Annotated in this window: 14 protein-coding genes and 1 pseudogene; 12 read left to right on the top strand and 3 right to left on the bottom strand. The window is 41.9% G+C overall.

Annotated elements, in window-relative coordinates:
• Positions 1-16: 16 nt before the first annotated feature.
• The 7 genes from SHD_RS09790 to SHD_RS09760 all read left to right on the top strand — a co-directional run bounded on the left by SHD_RS09790 (position 17) and on the right by SHD_RS09760 (position 4,876).
• Entirely contained in the window at positions 17-547 is a 531-nt protein-coding gene (locus SHD_RS09790) for a hypothetical protein (RefSeq protein ID WP_023266962.1), read from the top strand.
• A 21-nt stretch (positions 548-568) separates the two neighbouring features.
• Positions 569-901, top strand: a complete 333-nt coding sequence (locus SHD_RS09785) for a DUF6488 family protein (protein WP_039978051.1) — start codon at positions 569-571, stop codon at positions 899-901.
• A gap of 294 nt (positions 902-1,195) precedes the next feature.
• Positions 1,196-1,828 (top strand): tyrosine-type recombinase/integrase, encoded by a 633-nt coding sequence (locus tag SHD_RS09780; RefSeq protein WP_023266960.1) that lies wholly within the window; start codon positions 1,196-1,198, stop codon positions 1,826-1,828.
• Between the two features lie 622 nt (positions 1,829-2,450).
• The gene (locus SHD_RS09775) at positions 2,451-2,708 is read left to right on the top strand and encodes a type II toxin-antitoxin system Phd/YefM family antitoxin (RefSeq protein ID WP_023266959.1); all 258 of its coding nucleotides are present in this window, start codon (positions 2,451-2,453) and stop codon (positions 2,706-2,708) included.
• Between the two features lies 1 nt (position 2,709).
• Positions 2,710-3,057: a type II toxin-antitoxin system RelE/ParE family toxin gene (locus SHD_RS09770; protein ID WP_023266958.1), complete on the top strand. Its 348-nt coding sequence runs from the start codon at positions 2,710-2,712 to the stop codon at positions 3,055-3,057.
• Positions 3,058-3,214: 157 nt separating this feature from the next.
• Entirely contained in the window at positions 3,215-3,619 is a 405-nt protein-coding gene (locus SHD_RS09765) for a LexA family protein (RefSeq protein WP_023266957.1), read from the top strand.
• Complete coding sequence (locus SHD_RS09760) at positions 3,620-4,876, top strand: Y-family DNA polymerase (protein WP_023266956.1); 1,257 nt, start codon at positions 3,620-3,622, stop codon at positions 4,874-4,876. It begins immediately after the preceding gene.
• 475 nt (positions 4,877-5,351) lie between these two features.
• Here SHD_RS09760 and SHD_RS09750 read toward each other — a convergent pair whose 3' ends face one another.
• Positions 5,352-5,597 (bottom strand): hypothetical protein, encoded by a 246-nt coding sequence (locus SHD_RS09750; RefSeq protein WP_023266955.1) that lies wholly within the window; start codon positions 5,595-5,597, stop codon positions 5,352-5,354.
• 287 nt (positions 5,598-5,884) lie between these two features.
• Here SHD_RS09750 and SHD_RS09745 point away from each other — a divergent pair, with 287 nt between their 5' ends.
• The 3 genes from SHD_RS09745 to SHD_RS09735 are packed head-to-tail and all read left to right on the top strand — an operon-like array spanning position 5,885 to position 7,400.
• Complete coding sequence (locus SHD_RS09745; RefSeq protein ID WP_023266954.1) at positions 5,885-6,661, top strand: ParA family protein; 777 nt, start codon at positions 5,885-5,887, stop codon at positions 6,659-6,661.
• A gap of 17 nt (positions 6,662-6,678) precedes the next feature.
• Positions 6,679-6,984, top strand: coding sequence for a hypothetical protein (locus tag SHD_RS09740; protein WP_023266953.1), 306 nt, complete (start codon positions 6,679-6,681; stop codon positions 6,982-6,984).
• Positions 6,985-7,010: 26 nt separating this feature from the next.
• Positions 7,011-7,400, top strand: coding sequence for a hypothetical protein (locus SHD_RS09735; RefSeq protein WP_039978049.1), 390 nt, complete (start codon positions 7,011-7,013; stop codon positions 7,398-7,400).
• Positions 7,401-7,666: 266 nt separating this feature from the next.
• On the opposite strand, the gene SHD_RS09730 is transcribed toward SHD_RS09735, so the two are convergent.
• Entirely contained in the window at positions 7,667-8,533 is an 867-nt protein-coding gene (locus SHD_RS09730) for a RepB family plasmid replication initiator protein (RefSeq protein WP_023266951.1), read from the bottom strand.
• A gap of 594 nt (positions 8,534-9,127) precedes the next feature.
• On the opposite strand from SHD_RS09730, the gene SHD_RS21810 reads away from it, so the two are divergent.
• Both SHD_RS21810 and SHD_RS09725 read left to right on the top strand, forming a co-directional pair.
• Positions 9,128-9,289: a ParA family protein gene (locus tag SHD_RS21810; protein WP_192959179.1), complete on the top strand. Its 162-nt coding sequence runs from the start codon at positions 9,128-9,130 to the stop codon at positions 9,287-9,289.
• 439 nt (positions 9,290-9,728) lie between these two features.
• Positions 9,729-11,390: a 3'-5' exonuclease gene (locus SHD_RS09725; protein ID WP_023266950.1), complete on the top strand. Its 1,662-nt coding sequence runs from the start codon at positions 9,729-9,731 to the stop codon at positions 11,388-11,390.
• Positions 11,391-11,636: 246 nt separating this feature from the next.
• Here the strand turns inward: SHD_RS09725 and SHD_RS09720 are convergent.
• Positions 11,637-11,917: pseudogene (locus SHD_RS09720) on the bottom strand (RepB family plasmid replication initiator protein); the annotation flags it as partial.

The following is an 11,917-nucleotide window of genomic DNA, read 5'->3' as shown; positions in this document are numbered from 1 at the left end:
ATTATAAGAGAAGATTATGCAACACACTGTAAGTACAAAAACCTTGGTCAAAGCGAGCGTATCGGCAACGGTAGTGGCGGCCATTGCGCTGGTCACTTTTATTCTGCCAGCCGAGTACAACATCGATCCTACAGGCGTAGGTCAAAAACTGGGATTAACCTCAATTGCACAGGCCGCTGAAGCGGATGGTGCTGTTGCGGTGACGGGAGCCCAAGCAAGTAATACGGAGTTTCAAACCATTGAAGTGGTGGTTCCGGCGGGTCGCGGTGTCGAATATAAATTTGCCATGCCACAGTATGCCAAAATGACCTACGAATGGATGACCGATGGCGATGCTTTGTATTTTGACCTACATGGTGAACCTGAGGGAGATACCACTGGCTATTTTGAGAGTTACACCATAGCGACATCAAACGAAATGAAAGGGAGCTTTACTGCACCTTTCGCGGGGTCGCATGGTTGGTATTGGAAAAACAAGACAGATAAGCCTATTGCCGTTCAGTTACAGGTAAAAGGACAATATGAAGTCATTGGTTTAAAACAATAATTGGCAAAATTGGAGAAAACGATGAAACAATTATTATCAGTATTCACCCTATGCACAGCGTTAATGAGTGGCAATGTATTGGCCCATGCGGATCACGGAGTGATCAGCGGTCAAGGTGCCTTAAAGGTGGCAGCTAAATCGCTTAATCAAATGACATTTAAAGACTTTGGTTTTGAGGTGGGTAAATTAGAGGGAACATGGAAAGACTTGCCTGAGGCACAATTATCAATCGTCAGCTTTGAAGGCAATTACTACGTGGTCAGTGCCGTTAACCCAACGACTCAAAAACAAGTTTTTCTCAAAATAGCCAGTAACGGCGAGCTTTTAGAAGTCAAAGACACGAACAAGTTCTAGTCGCCAAGATTGCACTGTCTATGTTATGGGCAACAGACAGTGCAATAACCCTGCAAGCGGTTTACTTTTATTAAATCAAATATCGTTCTTAGCAATACATTTTGTAATCTGAAACCAATTAATCTGAGTTAACAGTCTAACTCACTTTTGTCCAAAAATGAGCCAGTGAATCACTCTACACCAGACTGATTCACGCGAGCCGCTAAAACCCGCCCTATTGCCCCGTTTGCGGCTATTCTGGGGCGGTTTTTTCCCTTAAGATGAATCAAATCTCCAAAGAACTGATTCAAGCCCATGCAAAACCCTGAAATTTCCCCCGAAATGCGCCTGTTTAGTCCAGAGGGTGAAAGACTGTATTTAACCGCGGAAGAGCGGCGGCGCTTCCTCGATGCCAGTGCCTTAGAATCGCCAAGTGATAGGATGTTTTGTCATGTCCTACATTACACCGGTTGCCGTCCGTCTGAAGCCTTGGCCATCACGTCCAGGCGAGTGATGATCAATGATAGTGCCATTGTGATCCACAGCTTAAAGAAACACAAAACCGACCAACAAGGTCGGCTGAAGCAAGCTCAGTTCCGCAGCGTCCCTGTACCCCCATCCTTAATTGAACACTTGGATCTGGTGTTTGGTTTACGTTCACAGCTGCGCCGTGATCTCGTTATCGATGCGCCTTTGTGGTCAATGAGTCGGCCCACGGCTTACCGCTTGGTTAAACGGGTGATGGATAGAGCGGGGATTGTGGGAGCGCAAGCAACTGGTAAAGGGCTACGGCACGGCTTTGGAGTGGCAATGGTTACGGCGAATCCACCTGTGCCGCTGCATGTGATCAGTCAACTCATGGGCCATAGCGACAGTAAAACCACGGAAATCTATCTGCAGGTGCTGAGTGAAGAACGGCATAGCTTAGTGATGAATGCCTGGGGATAAATCGTTATTTTTTGCAATGCAAAATTTTTATAACGGTTTTAGGTTCAATGAGGTGTATATCGATGGGGTGTTTTTGAGTGAAATGGTGGTGTTTTAGCGATCCCGTTTGACGGCATTTATTGCTTTAATTTGTACAATGAAATCTGAACAATGAAAGCGTTACAAAGCTTGATGTGTTGCGCTCTAGGTGAAGTTTTTAATTTCACCTAGAGCGCAAGGCGCGGGGGTTAACAAGGGGAGTGCTTGTGATGCGGAGACTCCCCGCGTCGTTGTCTCGACCGAGTGGAAAATATGAGAAAAATAAAGGGAAAGAGGGCTTACCACGCATCAACGCCTAGTTTTGAGATGTAATAATGGTGCTCGGTATTGGAATTTTCCTGAGACATTTAACGGGCATTTTTTTGCATTGCAAAAAATGCCCGTTCAAAAATTACTATAAAAATAGCGCAATTCTCATAAAATTAATTTTGAAAAAGTAACAATTTCAAGTTGATCGACTGCCATTTGTATAAGAACAGTCTATATTTGGTCTTTATTTAGTCTTTTTGCTTGTCTGTGATATGATTACTACCATAGTCAATATGGCTACCATATTCTCTACCAATCAGCCAGGCGCAACCCTATGAACATAGAAACAATTAGTTTTTTGAAAAAAAATGCTGCGAACTTGTCACTCGATGAGCCGATGATTATTACTCAAAATGGTGTCCCTGCTTACGTTATAGAGTCTGTAGAGGATAGAAATCGACGCGATGAAGCGATAGCTTTACTCAAGATGGTCAGTTTTGCGAAAAGTGATCAACAAAATGGTCGAACAATGTCATCAAGTACTTTCAAGGAACGCTTGGCGGATCGTAAGCTCGCGTTAAAGGATAAGTAGTATGTCTGTGGTGAAACTTGAATATACCAAGACATTTGAAGATACCGTAAATAGCGCCATATCTCACTATGCTCAGTGGAATGAAGAGATTGCTGTAATAGAGAGAATTGAGGCCGTTATTGATGCTTTTGAAGTTTCTGTTACGCAAAATCCTCTTAGCCATTCACTATGCCAAGAGTTAGTTGAGCTTGGAGTTACTCAGGTAAGACATGCGATAAAAGAGGATTTTAGAATACTGTATGAGGTTAGCTACGTTAGTGACGAAGTCCTGATTACAGTGTTACTTTTTTTGAGCCAACGACAAAGTATACAGAATCAGCTGATCAATCACTGCTTAGTGTATAAGTGATATTTATCTTTTATGTATATCAAATGTAATACATTTATTTTGTATGATCATGTTTTAAAATAATTTTATTTTAATTAGCTAAATTATTTTTAGAGCTTGTGTAAACTAGATGACTTGCTAAAATTAACTGTATATTTATACAGTTAATTGGTGTGTTATGCGCGTTATTCCTATCCCAGCCCAAGCGGGTATTACCGGCTTTGAAAGCCCCGCAGCTGAATATACTCAGCTTGGGCTTAGCCTTGATGAATTGCTTATCACCCATCCTAGTGCCAGTTTTTTATGCGTAGCGCAGGGGGATTCGATGCAAGGCGTAGGGATTTATGATGGTGATGTATTAATCGTGGACCGCCATGAGACCGCCCGCAATGGTGATGTGATAGTCGCTAATTTTAACGGCCTGTTTGTCTGTAAGATCATCGACACCCAAAGGCGTTTGCTGTTGTCATGTAATGAACAATATCAACCAGTACCAGTGCATGAATACGATGAATTTAGTATCGAAGGCGTGGTGATCCGGTCGATACGCTGTCACCGCCCTAGTTCGTTGCTGTGTGCTTAAATGTTTGCCCTTGTTGATGCCAATAGTTTTTACTGCAGTTGTGAGCAGGTATTTCGGCCCGATTGGCGCGGTAAACCGGTAGTGGTGCTCAGTAATAACGATGGAATGGTCGTCGCTGCCAACCGTCAGGCTAAAGAAGCGGGTATCCCTAAATTTGTGCCCTACTTTCAAATACGCGATCTTTGCCAGAAAAAGGGCGTGATTGCGCTATCGTCCAATTACGAATTGTATGCCGACTTGTCGGCCAAAATGATGCAAATCATCGGGCGCTTTGCGCCCGAACAATACGTATATTCGATTGACGAATCCTTTCTCTCTTTTGCTCGCTGTTATCCCGCCATAACGTGTTTAAAAACGCAGGCACAGGCGATCCGTCGCGCTGTGTGGAAAGAGGCTCGCTTGCCGGTGTGTGTTGGCATTGGTTCAACCTTAACGCTTGCCAAAATCGCTAACCATGCCGCTAAAAAAATATCTGGTTATGCCGGTGTTTGCGTGATTGAGTCAGAGCCGCAACGCCTAGCGATATTGCAACAAATGCCAGTGGGTGAAGTGTGGGGCATTGGGCGACGCTTGTCGGCCAAATTAACCCTAATGGGCATTACTACGGCGGCGCAATTGGCGGCCATGCCGCCAGGGCTGGCACGTAAACAATTTAGTATTGAAATCGAGCGCACTGTGCGCGAGTTAAACGGCCAAATGTGCAAACAATGGGATGAAGCGCGGGCCGATAAGCAGCAAATATTTTCAACCCGTAGCGTTGGCGAGCGAATTACCGATATTGATGCGCTGCAGCAAGCACTGTGTAAGCACGTAGGGATCGCTGCCGCAAAAGCTAGGCAACAAGGCTCAAGCTGTAAAAGCATGTTGGTATTTGCCAGTAATTCGCCCCACGATGAGCGGCCAGTGAGTTATAAAGCTGTGGTGCAGTTTCCTTGCCCTACAGCATCCACTGCAGAGATCACGGCTGCAGTATCACGAGTGTTACCACAGGTTTTCCGCTTAGGTGTGCGTTATTACAAAATTGGCGTGGGGTTAATAGAATTAATGCCCACCAAGCATATTCAGTATGATTTGTTCCATGCTCCAACCGAAAACCCCGCACTGATGCAAACTTTTGATAAGTTAAATCAACGCTATGGTAGTGATTGCATATTTATGGCGGCCCAAGGTATTGAGCATAAATGGGCCATGCGCAGGGATAAATTAACCCCGCAGTACACTACTAAATGGATGAATTTACCGAAAGTGCAGTGTTAGCCATCAATATTTTTGAATGCAAAAAAATGATTTTGTAACTTTATCAAGTAGGTTTGGCTTATCATCGCGGTACTGAGCGTCACACGACGAGCTGGCTTGTGTGACGCTTAGTCTTGATTCTGTAACTTTATCAAATCACTTTGCGATTAAAAGCGATAGCCGCTCGAGAGTGTGGTGATCTGTTCTCTTAATTTCTGCAACGGGGTTACTTAAGTCTTGGTGGCATAATTGCCAAATTTGGCCATGCTCGACAAGGTAATAACCCCGTGGATTAAGGTCTAAAACGCATAAATTCATACAAACAGAGCCATTGATTAAGGCACAAATCTGATTGCAGGAAATACACTTCCTTTGTAGTTTATGTACTTCAAATGTAATACATTTTAATTTTAAGGTTATGAATTTATTTTATTTAAATTGGTAAGTGTAAATAATGACTTAATCATAAAGAGCCTATCTTAGCTCCGCGCTACAGTTAATCCTCTTCATCGAAATAGCACCATTGCTTAGTTTCTTCGTTGAAGTACATATCTTGGGTGAATACCTTAGTTCTGCCCTCTTTATATTCTTGTAACGCTATGTCGGCCAATTCACTCAATTCATTCATGCAACGCATGGGAGGAACTGGCTGTAACCAAAAATAGGCAAAAGCGGCTATATAAAAAGTTGCGCTCATGATTGAGCTATAAATGATGACTCGTTTCCAATGCATGGTTTTCATAGCGTTCCCTCGCTTATTGAGATTTAGGTAAAATTTAGCAATGGTAATTTTTATTCGTTACTTATCGTAATATTAGAGACATTATTCTAGGTTAGAGCAGGATCGGAAACTGTGCTAAAAAAACGTTCGTTAATTTCGCGCAGTAGAATGACGGGTTCTAGGCATCACAAGGGATATAGCTTGATTGATGTATTACATTTGAGATACAACGCATTTTAGAAAGCAGAACTATACATAAGGAATTTAATGTATTACATTTGTCCTACATTTTTACTCGAGGGTGTGCTGTGAAAACGCTAGCAGTGATAAATCAGAAAGGTGGAGTCGGCAAGACCACCACAGTGATCAACCTATCCGCGCAATTAGCGCATGAAGGTAAACGGGTGCTGGTGATTGATTTAGATCCCCAGGCTAACCTATCCGTGGTATTAACGGGCGGTCAATTTGAATTTGAACACTCGATCACTGATGTATTCGAGTCCTCGAAAAAATGCCCCATTCAACAGGCCATTATACCAGCGCAGTCCAATGGTGAAGCGATTCCCAACCTGTGTATTTGCCCAACGGATATTCGCCTAAGCCGCGTGATTGAACAGAGCCTCACTAAAGTTCACCGCGAACGCATTCTGTTAAAGCAACTTGAAGCTATCGCCAGCGATTTTGACATAGTGATCTTAGATTGCCCGCCTAACCTAAGCCTAACATCGGTTAACGCCATGATGGCCGCTGATATGTTCCTGATCCCCGTTGATGGTGGTTCATTTTCATTAAACGGCTTAGCTGATTTGCTGGATGCACTTGAAGAAGTCAAAGAAAGCGAGCACGTAAATTACGCGGTATTCCGTAATGAATTTGCCAAGGCTAATAAGCTGATTAACAACTTCCTCGATGAACAATTAGCCTCGCTTGAAGGCAAAGTATTAGCGACCACGATTCGCCGTTCTGAGGACGTCGGCCAAGCCAGCGTCAGCGGTCAAACCTTACTGAATTACAAGCCTAGCAGCCTTACGTTAGCTGATTATAAGAGCCTGGCTAAAGAAGTCATGCAACGTCTTAATGTATAACAAGTGTAATACATAACATGAGTAAATTAACTGGTGTAACTGGATTGAACAGACGTAAGTCTGTTAAAGAGTCCCTAGAAACCAAAAACCCACAAGAGAAAACCCCCCCGTTTCCCCCCCGCCGCAATATCACCACAGGCACTTCACCGCTGCCATTGCGCTTAACGGAAAACGATAGGGCCGATTTGAATTTATGGCTCGAAGCCCTAGAGGCAGAATCGGGTAAAAATATCACTGCAGCTAAGCTGTTCCGTGGCCTGATCAGCATGCGCGATAAGATCAATACCAAAGCGTTGATCCGTGCGATTAATGATGTGACTTGATGTTCAGCTGTCTCTAGGTGTTTGTTGTGCTTACAGATAAAGACGTAAAACGGCTTTTTGAATCAGAATTTTCTGCTCTCACAGGTCGCTTTCATACCATTGAAATGTCTATCCATGCCGCTAGGTACGATGGTAGTTCAGAAGTTAATGCACCTGGTGTATATGTCTTTTGGCACCCCACTCTAGGCGTTGTTAAAGTAGGTAAAAGCCAATCAAACTCAAAGAAACGCGCTCTGGAGCATCTTAGAGATAACACTAAAAAAGGAGATGTTGAAATGACTAAACTTGGGGAGGATGTCACCAAAATTTTGTTGTTTAACATCATTAACGCTAAGGATTTACATTGGATACTTAGCCTTGAGGCGTTTTTAGAATGGAACGCTAAACCGATTATAAATTCTGCGAGAATGGGGTAACGCTGTTTTTTGCCCTAATTTTTTAGAGTTGATTAAACACCATTTTGAAAATGTTACTTTATCAAGTTGGTGAGCTTATAATGGCTGCAGCTATTCATCATTTTTTCAACTTAAAGCATAAAATGTTTTCAATGAAAACTGCGGTGTTTTTCTCCTCGTAGTTTTCAATGAAAACTGTATTGGAAGGACTTTTATAGGCTGAACGATTTGGCTCAAGGCTATAAATGATACTTCTCGTAATGGTTATGTTTTCAAAAGAGTGTACTTTAAATCGCTGCTTCTAGCTTTTTATAACGCTGATTAATCAGATAGTATTGCTTACCGTTCATGACTGCGAAGCTGCCAGACAGGTAGCCAATCGACTCCAACTTCTGAATACCAGTCTTAATCTTCCTATTTGCTTCTTTTTTGGACGTCTCAAGCCTCAAACGCTCTCTAAGGCGCTCAAAGGAGACGGGGTGAGGATTCTCGGGTAAAGACGTGAAATACAAATACAGGCACTGTGCGACCTCTGCACGGGGCAATTTTTCCAGCACTCGCAGATTAACCAACACTTGGTAGTCTAACAGAAACAGATCCCACAGGGTTTCGTCGGCCATAAGCTCAACAATATCGGCTTCACCGTTATACATGGCTCGCAATAACATTCCCGTATGCACGGCTTTTTCGGTATTGTTGCGCCTAAATGTCAAACTTTGGTTTTGGATGCGCCCGAGCGAATCCCCGATCTGTTTACGCAGGTTTTTATCAAAACGCCGGCTGGGATAACCGCAAAACTTAGCGAACTCTGAAAAGGTCAGTTTGATCGTGTTGGAGGAATAACCGTACTTACTGAACACCAGTACAATACCGCACCACACCTTAAAATCGGTTTCGATATTCAGCCTTTGGCCCCTGACGGTAACCAGGTCATAGCCTTCCTTTTGGCAGATATCGAGGCTCACTAGATCGTTACTGAGATCTTGTGCTTTAACATCATTCGGATTTGTTCTACGGCCTGCGGGCGTAAAAACGCCTGTTCTGAGCAGAACATTAGGCTGCACACTGGTTGTGCTGCTAATCGTTAGGGGTTTACCTCTGTAAAGGGTTTCGGTAACAGGTATAGGTAATAATGCATTTTCAGTTCGAACCATGTGCGCCACTTATGCTAACAACCCAATTAGAGTACACCTAATTGTGATTGAGTATCGTTGTTTGATTTTTTGTAGCGTACATCAAAATTCGCATAGCAATTTCTTTCGGAATTTGAATTTAAATTCTTCTTGTTGGTGAAAATTTTACCCACTCGGCATACACCATCGGCCCTCATTCAAGCCCAATGAAAATCCACTTTGGTGTTTAGGTTTAATTTAGAGGGACAAATTTCAGCATATTTACGATTAGTTTTATTGAACAATGAAAAACTGCGGCATAGCGTGTGAAATAATTTTTAATGGAATTTGTTTAAGTTTTTGATTTTATTAAGTATTGTTTTTTATGGCTTTTTGGGGCAAAAAACGGTTATGTACCCAATTAGAATACACCAATCTTCGTTGAAAGCCTTAGTGTACTTGAGTTGTAGCTATTCTTGGGTTTTTGAGGAGCTTAAAGATGGAGCATACTGGCTCTAAGTTGTGCAAAACAGTTAATTTTTGCGCAGTAATAACAGTCCCAGAGGTTTCTGCGTCCCCAAAAGAGCAAAGATAATTCTAACTGCCAATGCAACTTCATCGATAAGGCAATTCGCCTTGCTTGAAGGTAAATTATTAGGGACCAAGATTCGCCGTTCTGAGGATGTCGGCCAAGCCAGTGTCAGCGGTCAAACCTTACTGAATTACAAGCCTAGCAGCCTTACGTTAGCCGATTATAAGAGCCTGGCTAAAGAAGTCATGCAACGCCTTAATGTATAACAAGTGTAATACATAATATGAATAAATTAACTGGTGTGACTAGATTGAGTAGACGTAAGTCTGTTAAAGATTCACAAGAAAGCCCAAAGCCACAAGAGAAAATTACCACGGTTTCCATCCGCTGCAATAGCAGCTCGCCGGTGCCATTGCTATTAACGGAAAACGATAGGGCCGATTTTATGGCTCGGAGTCCTAGAGGCTGAATTGGGTAAAAATATCACGATGGCGAAGTTGTTTCGTAGCCTTATCAGTATGCGCTTTGGGTTAACGAGTATTTGCCCCGAAACCGTTTAGAGTAGATGCTCTTCGCTAAACCTGTATGAGCTGATTGACCAACATTTTTTAATGTAGGATGCTGACAGACAGTTCAGCCACTTCAAAAAATAAAAAATGCTCACTAAGAGTAAAGTGGTCTACCCAACATAGTTTAAGGATGAGTATGAATGGCAATGAAGAGATCATTATTTTTTTGGCAATTATAGGACTTCCTATCTGTCTATGGGCATTAATCAAGATGCCTAACGCTAGCAAATGTGGTTCGTGTGGCCTACCTTTGAATATACATCGTCAAAAAACGTATCACTCTGTTATAGAAAACAAAAATGTTGAGCTATGTAAGACGTGTTATAAAAATCGTATCCCATTTATTCCTAGAAAAACTAAATCGAAGCCAATTAATCCAGTCAGTACCAGTGGTGAAACCAGTTCAATAAGTGAAGCGGTTGAAGAGGTAAAGCCTCTTACCAGAAGTAGCATGCCGCAACAAGCTAACCCTGTCAGTGTTTTTGGCGAAAGCATTTCAATTAGTGAAGTAGTTGAAGAGGTAAAGCCTCTTACCAGAAGTAGTATGCCGCAACAAGCTAACCCAGTCGGTGTTCTTGGTGAAATAATTTCAATTGATGAAGTACTTGAAGAAATGAAGGCAAATAACTGTTTTTGGTTGGATACCGAAACTACGGGTCTTTCTAGTAGTGATGAAATTATTGAGTTATCAATATGCACGCATGATAAACGAGTTGTATTTGACTCAGTACTTAGATCAAAAGTTAACTGTAGTGCGCAAGCTAGAGCCGTTCATGGCATAACTGATGAGCAGATTGCTAATGGAATGCCAATAGAATCAGCGAAAGCGGCCTTAATTGAGTTGTTAGAAGGAAAAACGATAATATCCTTTAATGTAGACTTTGACTGCCAAATGCTGTTCCAAACCTTTGGGATAACAGCTAAAAAAAGATTTTGTGTAATGAAATGGAGTCAATCTGTTCTTGATTATGAAAGATGGCCTAGACTGGAAAAAGTTTGCGAACGGCTTAATATCAAACAGCCCGAAGCACACCGATCTCTTGCTGACACCATTACTACAATTGATGTATTCAATAAATTGGTTGATCTTACAAGTAACCACAAATCCCTTCTACGTGACTTCGCCTTAATTGACCTCAACGCTATAGATCAGCTGGGAGATGGAGAAACCCTATTTCTATCACCTAACTCAAATATATTTGCTTTTGATTGTCTCATCGATCGATATGGTAATGAGATCATTGGTATACGCTCAAAAGCTTTAAAGAGGATTTTAAAAAGAGAAGGAACAAGGATTTTTGTAAAAAATGGTCGTAAGGGCAAGACATTAAAAGTTCAATACATCGATAAACCTGATATGCAACTACCAATATCAATAGAGGAATTGAGTCATAGACTGGGTGCGTTGAAACTAAAAAAAACAAATCCAAATAAATATTTGAGTTTGAAAGCCACTGTTACTCAATCAAGTATAAATAAAACTACAAATGAAATTATTGATGGCACGTACTATATCCCTTCAATTGCTATTAACGCAAAGATATATGAAAGTTTAGAGAACTTACCAATCTTCCATAACAGCGATAGAGAGACTATTGCTTTTACAATCAAGACTCCGAAAAATACCTTGAAAATGTTATTTGCTCTAGGGTTACAAGGGTATTCATCCATTATTAAGGTAATTGAGCGTGAGAACCAAGTAACCATTACCGCTCACCACCTTCTGGATGCACAAAAAATAACTACTCTTAATGCTTGGGGTCTTGATGGAGAGAAGGCATGGTCAGGTGATTACTAACCAACAAGGGTACATCACTGCAAGTCAAAAAACGAACCTGCTCTGCACTAGTCGTTCTGGATACTGAGCTAAGCGCTTCCATACTTTATGTAATCCATGGAATGCTCATGTTCTAATTTCCGAAACTCACTTATGTCCCAAAGCGAGCTCCTGAATCACGCTCATTAGGCTGATATCACCATCTCCAAAACTATTGACATCAAATTTAGATAACTGATTCAACTCTATTTTGATAACGTTACATTATCAAAATAGAGTGCCAGCAATTGCAGCTTCCAGTTTCTTGTAACGCTGATCAATCAGATAGTATTGCTCGCCGTTCTTGACGGCGAAGCTGCCAGACAGGTAGCCAATCGACTCCAACTTCTGAATACCGATCTTAATCTTCCTATTTGCTTCTTTTTTGGACGTCTCAAGCCTCAAGCGCTCTCTAAGGCGCTCAAAGGAGACGGGGTGAGGATTCTCGGGTAAAGACGTGAAATACAAATACAGGCACTGTGCGACCTCAGCACGAGGCAATTTTTCCA

The organism is Shewanella decolorationis S12 (assembly GCF_000485795.1).
GTDB lineage: Bacteria > Pseudomonadota > Gammaproteobacteria > Enterobacterales > Shewanellaceae > Shewanella > Shewanella decolorationis.
Note: the sequence above shows the minus strand (reverse complement) of the source record. Positions and strands in the feature narration are given on the sequence as shown.